This window comes from Kitasatospora sp. NPDC022856 (genome assembly GCF_055561235.1).
This window is the reverse complement of sequence record NZ_JBVHHE010000078.1, coordinates 1-15,043: the sequence shown is the minus strand read 5'-3', so window position 1 is coordinate 15,043 and position 15,043 is coordinate 1. Positions and strand designations below refer to the sequence as shown.

At 73.4% G+C, this 15,043-nt stretch carries 10 protein-coding genes and 3 pseudogenes; 7 read left to right on the top strand and 6 right to left on the bottom strand.

Features of this window, described 5'->3' with window-relative positions; genetic code table 11:
* Positions 1 to 403 precede the first annotated feature (403 nt).
* On the top strand, positions 404 to 622 hold the full coding sequence (locus ACZ34W_RS37465; RefSeq protein WP_465610801.1) for a hypothetical protein: 219 nt from the start codon (positions 404 to 406) through the stop codon (positions 620 to 622).
* A 68-nt stretch (positions 623 to 690) separates the two neighbouring features.
* Here ACZ34W_RS37465 and ACZ34W_RS37460 read toward each other — a convergent pair whose 3' ends face one another.
* The gene (locus tag ACZ34W_RS37460; RefSeq protein ID WP_465610803.1) at positions 691 to 960 is read right to left on the bottom strand and encodes a Ku protein; all 270 of its coding nucleotides are present in this window, start codon (positions 958 to 960) and stop codon (positions 691 to 693) included.
* 431 nt (positions 961 to 1,391) lie between these two features.
* On the bottom strand, positions 1,392 to 2,351 hold the full coding sequence (locus ACZ34W_RS37455) for a rhomboid family intramembrane serine protease (RefSeq protein ID WP_465610799.1): 960 nt from the start codon (positions 2,349 to 2,351) through the stop codon (positions 1,392 to 1,394).
* 1,027 nt (positions 2,352 to 3,378) lie between these two features.
* Here ACZ34W_RS37455 and ACZ34W_RS37450 point away from each other — a divergent pair.
* Positions 3,379 to 4,170 (top strand): IS5 family transposase, encoded by a 792-nt coding sequence (locus ACZ34W_RS37450; protein ID WP_465610797.1) that lies wholly within the window; start codon positions 3,379 to 3,381, stop codon positions 4,168 to 4,170.
* Positions 4,171 to 4,390: 220 nt separating this feature from the next.
* Here the strand turns inward: ACZ34W_RS37450 and ACZ34W_RS37445 are convergent.
* The 3 genes and pseudogenes from ACZ34W_RS37445 to ACZ34W_RS37435 all read right to left on the bottom strand — a co-directional run.
* Positions 4,391 to 4,654: pseudogene (locus tag ACZ34W_RS37445) on the bottom strand (transposase); the annotation flags it as partial.
* Between the two features lie 40 nt (positions 4,655 to 4,694).
* Positions 4,695 to 4,949: an IS3 family transposase gene (locus ACZ34W_RS37440; protein WP_465610795.1), complete on the bottom strand. Its 255-nt coding sequence runs from the start codon at positions 4,947 to 4,949 to the stop codon at positions 4,695 to 4,697.
* A gap of 307 nt (positions 4,950 to 5,256) precedes the next feature.
* Entirely contained in the window at positions 5,257 to 6,840 is a 1,584-nt protein-coding gene (locus ACZ34W_RS37435) for a discoidin domain-containing protein (RefSeq protein ID WP_465610793.1), read from the bottom strand.
* A gap of 753 nt (positions 6,841 to 7,593) precedes the next feature.
* Between ACZ34W_RS37435 and ACZ34W_RS37430 the strand changes: the two are divergent.
* From ACZ34W_RS37430 to ACZ34W_RS37410, 5 genes and pseudogenes are all read left to right on the top strand, one after another.
* Positions 7,594 to 7,809 (top strand): annotated as a pseudogene (locus tag ACZ34W_RS37430) (transposase); the annotation flags it as partial.
* Positions 7,806 to 7,949, top strand: coding sequence for a hypothetical protein (locus ACZ34W_RS37425; RefSeq protein ID WP_465610791.1), 144 nt, complete (start codon positions 7,806 to 7,808; stop codon positions 7,947 to 7,949). The pseudogene ACZ34W_RS37430 and the gene ACZ34W_RS37425, both read left to right, overlap by 4 nt.
* Before the next feature lie 65 nt (positions 7,950 to 8,014).
* Positions 8,015 to 8,885: pseudogene (locus tag ACZ34W_RS37420) on the top strand (IS3 family transposase); the annotation flags it as partial.
* A gap of 610 nt (positions 8,886 to 9,495) precedes the next feature.
* Positions 9,496 to 9,780 (top strand): alpha/beta hydrolase, encoded by a 285-nt coding sequence (locus ACZ34W_RS37415; protein ID WP_465610789.1) that lies wholly within the window; start codon positions 9,496 to 9,498, stop codon positions 9,778 to 9,780.
* A gap of 129 nt (positions 9,781 to 9,909) precedes the next feature.
* Positions 9,910 to 11,316, top strand: a complete 1,407-nt coding sequence (locus tag ACZ34W_RS37410) for a serine hydrolase domain-containing protein (RefSeq protein WP_465610787.1) — start codon at positions 9,910 to 9,912, stop codon at positions 11,314 to 11,316.
* Here ACZ34W_RS37410 and ACZ34W_RS37405 read toward each other — a convergent pair.
* The gene (locus ACZ34W_RS37405; RefSeq protein WP_465610785.1) at positions 11,304 to 14,729 is read right to left on the bottom strand and encodes an AfsR/SARP family transcriptional regulator; all 3,426 of its coding nucleotides are present in this window, start codon (positions 14,727 to 14,729) and stop codon (positions 11,304 to 11,306) included. The two genes, ACZ34W_RS37410 and ACZ34W_RS37405, sit on opposite strands and share 13 nt — an antisense overlap.
* Positions 14,730 to 15,043 lie beyond the last annotated feature (314 nt).

The following is a 15,043-nucleotide window of genomic DNA, read 5'->3' as shown; positions in this document are numbered from 1 at the left end:
GAAAGCCCCCACCTTGGCTGCCTCAGGGCTCGACATGGTCCGCACGCTACCTGACCGACGCCCTTCGAGGCACCTTGGTTTCACAGACGCGGGCCAATGCCACCGTGGCATGTCCCGCAGCGCCAGCGCCCTCCTTGTCCTCGATTCGGGCAGGGAGGTACTCAGCCCAGTCACGTCGGGCGTAGGCGACCCCGGCGGAGTGCGGTGTGACGGTGCATGCCGGTCACCTCGGCGAGGATCGCGCTGCGGAGATCAGCCGCGAGGGCGTCGAGCGCCGCGTCAAGCCGGTGCGGACCCGGATGCCGTGCCGGTGGTCAAATAAGAGTTCCTTGCCTGTGCCCAACTCGCCGAGCGGGCCGCCTACGCCCGCCCGGAACCGTGGGGTGCCGACGAGGACGGCTGGATGACCGGGGCGCAAGCCACCATGACCAAGCTCTGGACGGCTGACCGCGGGGTTGCCCTGCTCCGCGACCCGGCTCTGGAGGCCCCCGCCCGCGCTTACGGACGCGCGCTCAACCAGGCGGTCTGGCGCGAGCTCGGTGACGTGGACGTCAACGAGCACCTGGAAGAGCCCAAGAATACCTTCATGATCGCTGCCCGGGCGAGCCTGGCCCGCACATGACCGATCGCCCCGGGCCGGTCATTCATTGAAGCTCCAGTGGTACGAGTCGACCACCCTCAGCCCCGGTGCTACAGGCTCCTCTCGGACCAGGAGCTTGCCAGGACCTCCAACGGCACAGTCGAACACCGCCCGCGGGTTGGGTGCTGCCGAAACTGGTGAGCATCTGCTGCCGGAACTCGCGATCGAAGCCACGTCACGATCTCCCCGAAGTCCACCTGGGCGCCTTTGCGCTCGTTGACCCGTTTGTTGCGGACACGGTCCGGGGTACCGCGCTGCATCTGGTGGAAGCGCACGTCGTGGGACTGCGTCGCCGTGTACGGCGCGACGGGCACCGTCACCAGGCCGAAGGTCAGCTCTCCGGTCCACACAGGTCGGGCCACGACCGCCTCCGCTCCCGGACGACTCCGGCGCGCCGCCGCTCGTGCGGCACGGGCTCACCGCCAGCGCCGCCGCCGGGCGATCGGCGCGCACGCGGGAGTGGGCCGACAGACACCGCGGCGACACCCCGCACCGCCGGGCGGCGCACCGCGGCCGCCCACGACGACTCCATGGTGAGCCAGGGCTGTGACGACCGGTTCGAGTTCGAGTTCGCGCTGGACCTGCTGGACGGCTGCGAGCGGCCCCGGCAGCAGGGCTGGACTCGACCGCCGCCGCCGGCGGACCGGACGCCCGCCCGGCCCGGCACGGCGCAAGGCCCGCGGGCGCGCGGGGCCGGACGTCACCTCCGGTCCTCGGAGCCCGCGGGCCCGCGGGCTCACCACCTCGCCGGTCAGCCCCAGAGGCTGCGCCCGGCGAGATCGGCGGTCTGCACGAACACCAGGGCCGTCAGCAGCCCCAGGACGGCCAGTACCCCCGCCGCCTGGATCAGAGCCCGGCCCTTGCGCGGCGCGAACACCAGCACCGAGCCGACCGCGAAGCCCGCCAGCAGCCCGCCGAGGTGGCCCTGCCAGAAGGTGAAGCCCGCCGAGGCGACCAGCCAGATGATCGCCCCCACCAGCTGCCGCCCGCCGCCGAGCGGGTCGTGGTGCATCTTCCTGGTCATCAGGAAGTACGTGGCGACCAGGCCGAAGATCGCGCCGGACGCGCCGACCGCCGCCTCCTGCGGGGCGATCAGGTACCCCAGGACCGACCCGCCGAGCAGACCCGTCAGGTAGAGCGCCAGCATGCGGACCCGGCCCAGTTGCTGCTCCACCACCCGCCCGAAGAGCCACAGCGAGTACATGTTCATCAGGATGTGCAGGATGCCGAACTGCCCGTGTGTGGCGGGCAGATGCAGGAACCCCGAGGTGACCAGTCGGTACCACTCGCCGTGCGCGATCCCGACCTCCCGGAAGCCCGGCGGCAGCAGACCGCCCTCGACGACGTACCGCAGGCCGTCCGGCCCGGTCACCCCCTGGCCGAGACTGTCGAACCGGTCGACGACGCCCGGACGGATCAGTTCGAGCACGTACACCAGCACGTTCACGGCGATCAGCAGGTACGTCAGGAAGGGCGTGCCGATCAGCCTCCCGCCGAACACCGTGCGGGCCTGACGGATGCTCCGGTGGCCCTCCTTCACGCACTCCGGGCACTGGTGGCCGACCGGCGCGTCCAGCATGCAGCCCGGGCAGATGTAGCGCTCGCAGCGGGTGCACCTGATGAACGACTCCCGGGCCGGATGCCGGTAGCAGGTGGTGGCGGGCTGCACCTCTGGGCTGGGCGCCCCGGGGGTGACGTGTGTGGCGTCCATGGAAGGGCTGGTCTCCGTACGGTTTCGGCTGGGCCCGGCGGCTGATCCGCGGCCGGTGCAGCGAACAAGCTAGCGAACGTGCGGGCTGCTGGAAACGGAGGGGTGGGGTCCGCATCGGCCGCGGTGCACCGGCCCGTCAGGGAGGCGCGGGCCGGCGGCCGGACGGTCGCGGAGCGGGTCGTGGGAACGCCCCCGGCGGCCGGCGGCCGATGGGCCGGCCGGGTTGCCGCGGAGAACCTCGCCGACGGGTGCGATCCGGGCGCCGGCCGTTCGTGTGGAGAGTGGAAGGCCGGCACGGTGCCGTCGCGGCCACCCACGTCGCGCTCGGCCGGGACGCCTCCCTGCTGTCCTACGGCCGCTTCGCGGATCGGCAGGTGCAGAGGCTGTACTCGGTACTGCCGGCCACCGGATCCGGTACTTGGGCCGCTCCGCGTCCTCGGGCGTACTGGACTTCAACGGGTCGCTGGCCGTCCACGACCGCCGCGGGTTCGTCGCCGCCTGCGCCATCCACGTCCGCACCTGCGCCTGCTCGGCCGGGGTCAGGTCCTTGAAGACGCCGCTCGCAGCGGGGTCGGCGCGACGGTGTTCGCCACCGGCGGCTTGGCCGCGGCCACAGCGTCCGTGGCGCCGGCCAGAACGACATCGGTACCCGCGGCGGTGACGACGGCCACTGCGCCGACGCGGACGATGCTCGCGGCGGCGGCTGCCTCGGCGTGGACGGCGATTGCGCATGTAGGGCGGGCGCATTCGGCGCATTAGTGGTTGTTGTCGTTCCGATCTTGAGGGGTGCTGGTCGAACGGGAGTCTCGATCGGGTGAGTGTGGCGGCCGCAGCGCGTGAAAGCAGGGCCTCTTGGTAGCTCGAAGGGTGTCTACGCCAAAGAGCGTTCCAGGAGGCCCTGGTGTCGCAGTTCTACGGCATCGCGGGAGCGGGGTCCACTTCGGTCACTCTCGCGTGTGACTGCCTGGCACACCGGTTCGGGAACGCCGCCGACCACGGGGTCCGTGTGCGCCGCTACCCGACGGACATGTCCGATGCGGAGTGGGCGGTGGTGCGGCCGCTGCTGCCGGTGCCGGGCTGGCTTCGGGGCCGGGGCGGGCAGCCGGAGGGGTACTGCCACCGCGCGATACTGGACGCGATCCGCTACCTGGTCGACAACGGAACGAAGTGGCGGGCCATGCCGGCCGACTTCCCGCCGTGGGACCGGGTCTACGCCTTCTTCCGCCGCTGGCGCGACCACGGTCTGGTCCGCGAGTTCCACGACCGGCTCCGCCGCAAGGTCCGCGAGCGGGCCGGGCGGGGCCCGGAGCCGAGCGCCGGTGTGATCGACTCCCAGTCCGTCAAGGCGGACGCCGTCGTCGGCGCCGACAGCCGCGGCTTCGACGGCGGCAAGCTGATCAACGGCCGCAAACGGCACGCCGTGGTCGACACCCGCGGCCTGCTGCTCGCCGTGCTGGTCACCGCCGCGGACATCGGCGACCGCGCCGCCGCGCAGGTCCTGCTCGCCCGGGTCGCCGCCGCGCACCACCGGCTGATACTGGTCTGGGCCGACGGCGGCTACACCGGGAGCCTCGTCGAGTACGGCCTCACCGTCCTCGCCCTGGTCCTGGTGATCGTCAAGCGCAGTGACGACATGCGCGGCTTCGTCGTGCTGCCCAAGCGGTGGATCGTGGAGCGGTTCTTCGCCCACCTGATGCGAAGCCGCCGCCTGGTGCGGGACTTCGATCGGTCCACCGGCAGCGCGGAGGCGATGGTCTACTGGTCGATGACCCTGCTCATGACCCGTCGCCTGGCCCGGCCACGGCCTTCGCGAGCGTGAACCGGCCCGGCGCCGGCTCGGCCAGCCACCCGCGCGCTGTCAGCCGCTTCGCCTTCGACCGCAACGCCTCGATCCTCGCGGGCACCGGGTCCAGGCCGAAGCAGCCGGCCATCTCCTGGCACGTCAGCGGACCTTGACCCAGACGGTTGCGGTCCGCGAGAGCCTGCACGATGCGCTGGTAGTCCGCCGACAGCGCCGACCGGGCCAGGCGGTAATCGGCGAGGGATTTGAGGATCTCGTCGGCGCTCTTGGTCCAGGTGAAGGGACGCGGGTTCTCGTTCCACGTGGCGATCCAGGCCTTGATGTCGTCTTCGAGGGCCTTGACGGAGGTGTGGAGGCCTCGCCGGATGAGTTTGTCGGTGAGCAGGCCGAACCAGCACTCGACCTGGTTGAGCCAGGACGATCCGGTCGGGGTGAAGTGGACGTGAAAGCGTGGGTGCTTCGCGAGCCAGGTCTTGATCTCGGCGGTGTTGTGGGTGGCGTAGATGCCCTGAGCCTTCCCCCGGGACGTGGACACCGGAGTTTCATGCAGCGAGGGTGATCTCACGGGACGCCGCTGTCTGCTGTTCGAACTGGACCGGGCTGAGGTAGCCGACCGTGGAGTGACGCCTCCGGAGGTTGTAGAAAGAGACCCAGCGAAACACGTCCAGCCTCGCCTGATGCTGGCCGGCCCATCGCACTCCGTTCATCAACTCCCGTTTCTCCGCCTCGGTCGGCTCCCGGCCCTCGTATCCGGTACCCGGCCCGGTCACCGGCAGCGGGATCACGTTCGTCGTCATGCCCGGAGAACTCACCGGCCGCCGAACCGGTCACGGGGGCCGGTGGGTTTCGCCCCGAGACGAAACCCACCGGGCTTGCGCCGACCTTTCCAGCAGGTCAGCGCGCTACGCCCCCCTTTGTGGCGAACACCGTTCGCCGCAAAGGGGGGCACCGGCCGGAACTGCGACTGCGCACAGCCGCGCAGTCCCTGCGCAGCGGCGGCGACCGGGGCTGGTGCGGCCGCCCCGGTGGCGCGGCCGCTTTGGCGATTGCGGATGCGTGGCTGGCCTGCGGTGACGCGCGTGGCTACGGGGCCGGCACGTCGGCTCAGACTGGGGTGTCGACGAGGACCTCCGCGAGTGTGAGGTAGTTGGTGCCGGCGAGCTGGATGCGCACGTACCGTCCGTTGACACCCGCCGGGAGGGTGAGCTGGTTGGGTGCGGTGCCCTTGACCCAGACGCGCGTGACCGTGGAGTCGGCCTGGATCTGGGCCCAGGTGCGGCCGGTCAGGTCGGTGTCGGACACGATGAGGTAGAAGTTGTTGAGACGGGCCTTGCAGCAGTCGTCGGTGCGGTTCAGCACCCGCACTCCCCGGATCTGCTGGGAGGAGCCGAGGTCGACCTGCCACCACGCGTTGGCTTCCGATTCGGTGTGGCTCAGACTCCTCGCCGCGAGGGTGCCGTTGGTGTTGCCGTCCACCGCCCGGTTCGGCGCGTAGGCGGGGTTGTTGTGGTAGGTGGAGGACTGAGTTGCCGTCTTGTTCAGGGCCGCGTCCACGGTGGCTTGGACTGGCACGCCGATCCGCTGGTCGGTGAACACCGACTTCCACTGCTGGTCGGCGAACCATTCCTGGACGGCGCGGGTGTAGTGCTTTCCGTCGCTGTTGAAGATCCCGAAGGTCTTCGGGATGGAGGCGTTGTAGAGGTCAGCACCGGTCGCCGACTTGGCGTACATCGCGTCGAGCAGCTCGTAGGCGGCGTCGGGCCCGGGCAGGTTGGCGATCGCCGTCAGCGCTTGCGCGGCATCCTGCGTCGACGCAGCGTTGTACTGGGTCGAGCGCGGACGGTAGAGGAAGACCGGGGTCGAGGTGGCGCCGGTGATCGTTCTCAGGGGCCTCAGGACGTTGAGGAACGCCTGCTGGACCTGGGCGGCGCTCCCCGTCGAGGCGTTCGCAGCCTCGGCCTCCCACTGGTTCCAGTGGATGCCGATGATCCGGGGCACCTTGCCGGCGTCCCGCAGCGCCCGCAGGCCGTTGCCGACCGTGTTCATCGCCAGCGGGAACAGGCTTTCGACGTCGGTCGGGTCGCGGTCCGGCCACCACCGGTCGTTCGTCCCGTCGGCCTGCTGGATGCCCTGGCTGCCCCAGGCCACGTGTATCACGTTCAGGTCGGGCAGGTTCTTGTGCTGCTGGGTGATGGCGCGCTCCCAGCGCAGCGCGGTCAGCGACGCGACGTTGTAGTTGCGACCTCCGTTCCACTCCTGACCGAGGTTGTTGGCACCGCCGCCGCTGCACTTGTACGGCGACCAGGTGGCCGTCATTGCTCCGGCCACCCGGTTGTCCGTCCGGTTCAGTCCTTTGACGTGGGCGAAGGCGTTGCACTGGTTCACATCGGCGGTGTCCGTGATGGGATCGATCCACCCCTCCGCGTTGCTCTGTCCGAGCACGATCAGCACCGGTGCGTCGACCGCGACGTCGTAGGGCTCGGTGGGGTCCGCCGCTGCCAGCGAGGGGGTCAGGGCGGCGGAACCCGCCAGCAGGGCGAGCGCGGCCACCAGCGAGGTGACCAGGCGCCGGGCGGGAGCGGGGCCGGTGCGTGCCCGGCGCGCTGCCGCGGAGGGCACCCGGGAGGCGGGTTGGTGCTGAGGGCTGCGGTCCTCGGCCGGTGGCCGGACTGAGGTTCTTCTGAACATGAGTGGATGTTCCTTACGGTCTGACCTACGTGAGGGTGGGGTGGCCTGGTCGTCCTGTCGGGGCACAGGCATGGGTAGTGGCGGATGGAGAGCGGATCGTCCCCCACCGGCCCGGGATCCGGTTGGACCGTGGCCGGCGGCACGGACACGCCCGCAGGATCGCGGAAGGGGGGGAAGAGCACGACGGCGAAGCGATGTCTGCGGCCTCTCCGTGCTGACGAGCAGTTGTTCGCAGTGGTTGTCCGCGTGCTGACGAGCGGGTTCGCGGGTGGTGGCGGGCACTGCGAACCGGGCGCCTCCACGGCCGCCTGCAACGGCCGCGGATGCCCAGGGGCTTGATCGAGGAGCCAGCCGGCCAGGGGGTCCCACCCCGACACGGAGAGCCTCGAAAAGGGGGCCGGCCCCGACAGCGCGTCCAGACCACCAGGGCCGGCCCGACCCGGAGGCCGAGGTCGGCCCCCTCACCCACCGGAGGAGTACCGCCTCCTGCCAGGCATCCCATCCCACACGGGAACCCGCCACCAGGCGTCCACCCAAGCCGTGCGACGAACGGTCGCGCGCTGCGCCCAACGGTCGGTCTAGCTGTGCCAGTGCACGCGACAGACTGCCCGATGGCGGATGCTGAACGGAAGATCGAACCTCAGCCGGGCAGGTGGCGGTGTCCGTTGCGCGGAGCAGAGCGGACACCCGGGTGAGGCGGAGGGTCAGGCTGGGGGGCTGGGGTGACCTGGTGACCCAGCGAGCCCGGGGCGTACGTACGCCGCGGTGGCCAAGGACCTGGGCGTCAACCACGAGACGCTGCGGGTCTGGGTACGTGAGGCCGAGCAGGCCGCCGTGCCCGGTACCGCCGAGGCGATCGCCCTCGCGAGGGAGAACAAGCAGCTCAAGGCCCGGGTCAAGGAACTCGAACTCGAGCGGGAGATCCTGCACCGGGCAGCCAAATACTTCGCGGGCGAGACGAACTGGTGATCCGCTTCCAGCACGTTGCCGACCACCACGACGCCTACGGCGTGAAGCGGCTGTGCACCCTCCTGGGCATCTCCCGCTCCGGTTTCTACCGCTGGCACGAAGCCGGCCCGGCCCGCGCCGAGCGCGAGCGGGCCGACTGAGCTTTGCCCCGCGACGTGGACACCCTTGACAGTTGGATCTTGTAGATCCAGGAAGGGAAGTCCGGATGGGACGTCCGTCGAAGTACTCGGACGAGTTCCGTCGTGACGCCGTCGCGCTGTACCGGGCCTCGGAGGTCCGGCGCACGTTCGCGGCGGTCGCGAAGGAGATCGGGGTCAACCACGAGACCCTGCGGAACTGGGTGCGGGCCGCCGACGCCGAGCCGGCGTCGGCTGAGCAGGGCCTCAACGCGGACGAGCGGTCCGAGCTCGCGCGGTTGCGCAAGGCAGAGGGGGAGTGGCAGGTCGAGAAGGAGATCCTGCGCCGGGCAGCGGCGTATTTCGCGCGGGAGATGAAGTGAGGGCCCGCCGCTGGGACTTCATCTCCGCCCACGCCGGTGAGTTCGGTGTCCAGCGGTTGTGCGAGGTCCTTGGCGCCGCCCGGTCTGGGTACTACGCCTGGCGGGCCGGTGCCCGGGCCCGAGCCGATCGGGCGGCGGCCGGGGCCGCACTCGTGCACGAGATCCGCGACGTCCACCAGGAGACCCGGGGCGCTCACGGGGTGCCGAGATTGCATGCCGAGCTGAGGGCTCGGGGCCGGGTGGTCAATCGCAAGCGGATAGCCCGCCTGATGCGCGAGCACGGCATCGTCGGCCGCCACCTGCGTAGACGCTGCCGGACGACGGTCCTGGACAGGAGCGTGCCGCCGGCTCCGGACTTGATCGGGCGGGACTTCACGGCGGCGGGGCCCGATCTCCGTGGGTCGGCGACATCACGTATCTGCCGGTCGGTGGTTCATGGATGTATCTGGCCACCGTCATCGACCTGCACTCGCGGCGTCTGGTGGGCTGGTCGTTGGCCGACCACATGCGCACCGGGCTGGCCGCCGAAGCGCTGGAGGCCGCGGTGGCGGTCCGTGGCGGTCGTGTCGGTGGCGTGACGTCCGAAGGCGTCACTCCACGCTCGGCTACCTCAGCCCGGTCCAGTTCGAACCGCAGACAGCGGCGTCCCGTAGGATCACACTCGCCGCATGAAACTCCGGTGTCCACGTCCCGGGGAAAGGCTCATCAGTAAGGGTGGCCCAGCACGCCACCCCGGAGGCGTCACGACATCGGCCGCGGGCCAGAAGGTGCCGTCCGTCCAGAAGTGGGTCATGCCGTCGGACCGTAGCAGCGCTGGCGACCCTGGTCGGGCGGATCGGTTGGGTCGGGCCACCACTGTTGCCCCGCGCAGCCCGTGGTTGGAGCCCTTGCCCTGGGCCTGGAGAGCCGACCGCCCTGCCCAAGGGATGTGGGCAGGGCAGCGCGGGTTGCACTGTGGGTTCGCGGTGTGAGAGCAGGAGGTGCGCCACGTGGGCGTTCGCCGCACCGGTACGAACGCGCTCGGCGTGGGAACACCGCCGGCCTCCCCAGGACGGCCGCCCCCGCAGCCGGGGGCTTGCGCTGCCCCCGCGCGCGGCTCGCGATGCACCGGCGGGCAAGGGCCTGCCGCCCGTCCCGCTTTCCAGGCCACCGAGGACGCCGCCACCCCGTACGAGGGCGGGGTCGCGATGCGCGACGCGCTGCCCGGCTCGAAGCTGGTCGTCCAGTGCGGCGGCAGCTTCCACGAGATCCTCTTCCACGGCAACGCCTGCCTGGACGACACCTTCACCGCGTACCTCCGGGACGGCAGCCTGCCCAAGGGCAACGGTCGGATCGCCAAGACCTGCGCTCCCGAGCCCGATCCCGACCCGGTCTACGTGACCCCGCCGCCGGCCGCGGCCGCCAAGGCCGCCCCCGCCGCCGGCCCGCTCGCGCGGACCGACCCGGAGGCCGTCCGCGGCCTCCTCCGCTAGCCGACCGGCCCCCTGCCCCCGGTGGTGGTGCGTGGTGCGGGTCGCCTGCCAGCGCGCTGTGCGCGGGTTGCCAGCGGAGGGGCGGAGGCTGGAGGCGTCCAGGTCGGCACCGATCAGAGGAACGCTCCCATGCCCCATCAGGTTTCTTCACCGGCTCGTGCGGTACGGTCACGCCGCCGGCTGCTGCTGACGGCCGTCGTGGCCGCTTCGTGTCTGGCGCCGGGGACGGTGGGCTCCGCGGTCGCGGCATCCGCCCCCTCCGCCGTACGGTCCGGACCGGACACGGTCGAGGGCGACGGCGCACTACGGGCCCGGCTCTCGCAGCTGGCGCGGACCCTGGTGGCGGCCGGGGCGCCGGGCGTGATCGTGCGGGTGGACGACGGCCGCGGCCGGCCGGTCGAGATCGTCGAGCAGGCCTGGTGGGCGGCGCGGGACCACCGGCTCGACGCCGGGGACGAGTTCCGGATGGGCTCCAACACGAAGACCATGATGGCCACGCTGGTACTCCAACTGGCCGCCGAGGGCAGGCTCACCCTGGACGACCCGGTGCAGCGGTGGCTGCCGGGCCGGGTGCCGGACGGCGGGGCGATCACGCTGCGGATGCTGCTGAACCACACCAGCGGCCTGTTCGACTACACCGAGGACGGCGCGCTCCTGCCGTCGATCCTGGGCAGGGACCCGCGGCGGTGGACCTCGGCGGACCTGCTCGCCGTCGGGGTGCGGCACGAGCCGCTGTTCGCGCCCGGCGCGCGGTGGTCGTACAGCAACACCGGCTACGCCGCCGTCGGCGCCGTGCTCGAACAGGTCACCGGGCAGAGCCCGGCCGACCTGGTCCGGGACCGGATCGCCCGGCCGCTGGGCCTGCGTCACACCTATCTCGCCACCGGCCCGGCCTGGCTCGGCCGGCACGCCCACGGCTACGAACCGGACCCCGCCCACATGCCGCCGGGCGTGCCGGCCGCGTTCAGGGACGTCGCCGGACCGCGCCACGACGGTCACGTGGACGTCTCCGCCCATGACCCGAGCTGGGGCGGGGCGGCCGGGGCGGTGGTCTCCACCGCGCAGGACTGGGCCCGCTTCCACAGCGCGCTGATGTCCGGCCGGCTGCTGCCCCCGGCCCAGCTCGCCGAGATGCGCACCACCGTCCCGATGGACCCGGAGAACCCGGTGGACGGGCCCGGCGCCGGCCTCGGCATCGAGACCGGCGCCACCCCCTGCGGCACCGTCTGGGCGCACGACGGCGGGATCACCGGCTACTCCAGCAGCACCATCACGGACGGCACCGGCAGCCGCACCGCCACCGTGCTCGTGCCGACGGAGCTGCTCTACGAGTTCGAGGCCGACCGGGGGCTCGTCGAGGCCGACCGGGCCCTGCACCTCGCGGTGGTCTGTGCCATGTTCGGCACGCCCGTGCCGGCCGGCACGGCCCCGGTCGCCGGAGGCCCGGCCGGCGGGATCGTCGCCGGCCTGGGCGCGGCCGGCGGGCGCCCGGCCGAAGGGGCCACGCCGTTGCCCGTCCCGGCTCAGGCCGGCTGACCGGGGCGGCCCGGTGCGGAGCCGGGCGCGGTGACGAGGGCGGAGACCAGGCCCCGGGCCCGGCACCGCGACATCGCCGCGCCCTCGGCGTGCGCCGCGGCGAATCCGGCGGCCCCCAGGGCGGCGGCGGCCCGCCGGGCGATCCTGCGCACGTCCTCGTCACCGGGCTCGTCCGTGCCGCGCAGGGCTGTGGCCGCGCCGAGCAGCCGGGCGGCGCCGGCCGGCCGGGCGCGGGCGAGTTCGATGTCGGCGGCCACCACGGCGAGCCCTGCCGCGACCGGGGTGTCCCAGCTCAGCACCAGGTGCACCGCCGGGTGGTCGAGCCGGCGCACCGCCTCGTCGGGGAGTCCGTCGGCCGCGTCCGCCTGGGCGAGTACGGCCCGCAGCAGGGCGGTCAGGTGCGCCGGGGGCGCCTGCTCGCAAGCCGGTCCGGCCGGTGCGGCCCGTGCGTGCGCCCGGGCCCGCCCGGGCCGTCCGGCCTGCCACTCCAGGCGGGCCAGGCCCAGGTGCACCAGGGCCCACAGTTCCGCCGACCCGGTGGGTGCCACCTGGTCGCGCAGGCTCTCCAACTGCCGCCGCCCGCCCGCGACGTCCCCGGCCCGGGCGCGGGTCAGGGCGGCCTCCACGTCGTTCTCGACGGTGTACTCCCGCATGCCGAGCTCCCGGAAGTACCGGGTGGCCCGTGCGTTCAGCGCCAGCGCGGCGGCCGTGTCGCCGGACCGTCGCCGGAGCGAGCCGAGGGCGCTCAGCGTGCTCGCCAGGCCCCAGCGCTCGCCGAGCTCCTCGAAGCCGGCCAGCGCGCGGGTGAGCAGCGCGGTCGCGCGGGGGGTGTCCCCGGCGTGCAGGGCACGCCTGCCGCGGACCGTCAGGGCGAAGGACCGGCTCCAGGGATCCCGCCCCCCGCCGTCCGGGCCGGTCGTGCCGTCCGGGCCGGTCGTGCTGTCCGGGGTGTCCGGCGTGTCCGCGCCGCCGGTGTCCGTGCGGGCCCCGGGCGCGGTCACGGCGGTGGCCAGCCGGGCCAGCTCCAGCAGGGGGTGGGCGCCGGGGCCGACGCCCTCGACGGCCTGCCGGATCCGCCCGAGGGCGGCCTCGGCCTCGTGCGGTGCACCGACCTCCGCGACACCGAGCGCGTGGGCCACGCGTACCAGCCTGCGGGCCGCCGGATCGACCGGCCCGGGCACCTCCAGCACCCGGCCGAGCAGGTCCAGCGACTCCGGGGGGTTGCCCCGCAGGGACCAGAACCAGCCGAGCGCGGCCCCGAAGCGGACGGCCGTGGCGGCGTCCCCGGCGTCGATCGCCCAGCGGACCGCAGCCAGCAGATTGTCGCGTTCGGCGGACAGCCTGGCCAGCCAGCGCAGTTGGTCGCGGGTGCGCAGCCGGGGCTCCGCGGACTCGGCCAGGTCGAGCAGGAAGGCGAGGTAGCGCCGGCGGGCGGCGTCGGCCTCCGCGCGGTGGGCGAGTTGCTCCACGCCGTACTCCCTGACGGTCTCCAGCATCCCGTAGCGCGGCTCGCCCGGCTCGGCGGTCCGGACGGGATGCAGCAGGGACTTGTCGACCAGGGCCGCGAGCAACTCCCGGACGTCGTCGGTCCGGTCGGCGGTGTCGGCGAGGTCGTCGCCGTGGGTGCCGGGGTCGCCGTCGTCCTGGCGGCCGAGCCCGCCGACCGCCTGCGCCGCGTCCTCCGTGAAGCTGCCGGGCACCACCGCCAGCCGTTCGAGGAGCGCCCGCTCGTCGGCGTCCAGTAGGTCCCAGCTCCAGGCCACCACGGCCCGCAGGGTCCGGTGGCGGGGCAGCGCGGTGCGGCTGCCTCCGGTGAGCAGCCGGAACCTGTCGTCCAGCCGGGCCGTCACCACCTCGATCGGCAGCGTGCCCAGGCGTGCCGCGGCCAGTTCGATCGCCAGCGGCAGGCCGTCCAGACGTCGGCAGATCTCGACCGCCGCGGCCAGGGAGCGGGCGTCCGGGGTGAAGCCGGGCAGGACCGCGGCGGCCCGGTCCCGGAAGAGCCGGACCGCGGCGCAGGTGCCGGCCTGTCCGGCCGGCGCGCCCGGCGGGGGCAGTTCGAGCGGGAGGACGGGGTGCAGGGTCTCGCCGCCGATCCGCAGGGCCTCCCGGCCGGTGGCGAGGATCCGCAGCCGTGGGCACCGGCCGAGCAGGGCCTCGGCGAGCCTCGCTGCGGCCTCCAGCACGTGCTCGCAGTTGTCCAGCAGCAGCACCGTCTCTTCGTCCGCCAGCACTTCGACCAGGTGGTCGAGGATCTGCCCGGCGTCGCCGGAGCCGGGGGCCGGGGCCGGGCGGTCCGCCGCCGGGGTGCGCCGGAGCGGACCGGCCTCGCGCAGCCGCAGGACGTCGAGGACCGCCCGGGCCACGTCCTGCGCCCCGACCGGGGCCAGGGCGACCAGCCAGACGCCGCCCGCCGGGGTGAGCTGCCGCCCGGCGGTGACGGCGAGCCGGGTCTTGCCGGACCCGCCGGGCCCGACCAGGGTGACCAGCCGGGCCCGGTCGAGCAGTCCGACCACCCGGCGGACGTCCTCCCGGCGGCCGACGAAGCTGGTCAGCGGCGCGTCCAGGTTGCCCCGCGCCGGCGCCTGGTCGGTCCCTGGGCGGTCGGTCCGCGTCGGGTCGGTCCGGGTCGGGTCGGTCCGGGTCGGGTCGGTCCGGGTCGGGTCGGGCCGCGAGCGGCCCACCTCGCCCCGCAGTACGGCGAGGTAGGCGGCCTCCACGTCCGGTCCGGGGTCGCTGCCGAAGGCCTCGGCCAGCCGGCCGCGCAGCCGTTGGTGGGCGGCCAGTGCCTCGGCGCCCCGGCCGTCGGCGGCGAGGGCGCGGATCAGCTGGGCGTGCAGCCGTTCGCGCAGCGGGTGGTCCGCCGTCAGCGACTCCAGCTCGGCGACCAGGCCGGGCCCGGTGCCGAGCACGAGATCGGCCTCGATCCGGTCCTCCAGGGCGGCCAGCCGGGCCCGTTCGAGCCGCTCGGCCTCGGCACCGGCGAACGGTGCCTCGCGCACGTCGGCCAGGGCCGGGCCCTGCCAGAGACCCATCGCTTCCCGCAGGGCGGTGGCGGCCTCGGCGGGCCGGCCCCCGGCCAGCAGGCGCCCCCCGGTGCGGGAGAGCCGGGCGAACCGGACGGTGTCCACGGCCTCCGCCGCGACGGCCAGCCGGTAGCCGGCCGGTTCGAGGGTCAACAGCCCGGGGTCGCCGAGGACACGTCGCAACCGGGAGGCCAGCGACTGAAGGGCGTTCGCCGGGTCGGCCGGGGGAGTCCCGGCCCACAGGGCCTCGGCCAGGACCGCCGGGCGGACGGCGCGCCCGGCGTCCAGCGCCAGCCGGACCAGCAGCGCCCGCAGCCGCGGGCCGCCCACCGGGACCGGGCCGTTGCCGGTGTCCAGCACCAAAGGTCCGAGGAGGCCGACGCGCACCCGGCCACTATCGCAGCACGCCCTGCTCGGCCGTCAAGTCGGCTCCGCGCGGCCAGAACTGACCCGGCTGCCCGCCGTGGCACCGGCCCGGCACCCCGCACCGACCCCTCGGCCGGGTCCGGTCAGCGCGCCGGGTCCGCCGTAGTGCTCGTCGGCCTCCGCCTACGACGTGCTCGGCCGCCCGACCACGCTCACCGAGCCGGTCGCCGCCGGCCAGAACATCACCACCACCTTCGGCTACGACGCCGCCGGCAACCGCACCCGTCTGACCGACGGCAAGGGCAACACCACCGTCTACACCTTCAACCCGTGGG

Excerpts from the sequence above, each read along its gene's own strand:
- ACZ34W_RS37465 (WP_465610801.1), top strand. The coding sequence starts at position 404 with ATGACCGGGGCGCAAGCCACCATGACCAAGCTCTGGACGGCTGACCGC.
- ACZ34W_RS37435 (WP_465610793.1), bottom strand. The coding sequence starts at position 6,840 with ATGTTCAGAAGAACCTCAGTCCGGCCACCGGCCGAGGACCGCAGCCCT.
- ACZ34W_RS37450 (WP_465610797.1), top strand. The coding sequence starts at position 3,379 with ATGTCCGATGCGGAGTGGGCGGTGGTGCGGCCGCTGCTGCCGGTGCCG.
- ACZ34W_RS37410 (WP_465610787.1), top strand. The coding sequence starts at position 9,910 with ATGCCCCATCAGGTTTCTTCACCGGCTCGTGCGGTACGGTCACGCCGC.
- ACZ34W_RS37440 (WP_465610795.1), bottom strand. The coding sequence starts at position 4,949 with ATGACGACGAACGTGATCCCGCTGCCGGTGACCGGGCCGGGTACCGGA.
- ACZ34W_RS37455 (WP_465610799.1), bottom strand. The coding sequence starts at position 2,351 with ATGGACGCCACACACGTCACCCCCGGGGCGCCCAGCCCAGAGGTGCAG.
- ACZ34W_RS37415 (WP_465610789.1), top strand. The coding sequence starts at position 9,496 with ATGCGCGACGCGCTGCCCGGCTCGAAGCTGGTCGTCCAGTGCGGCGGC.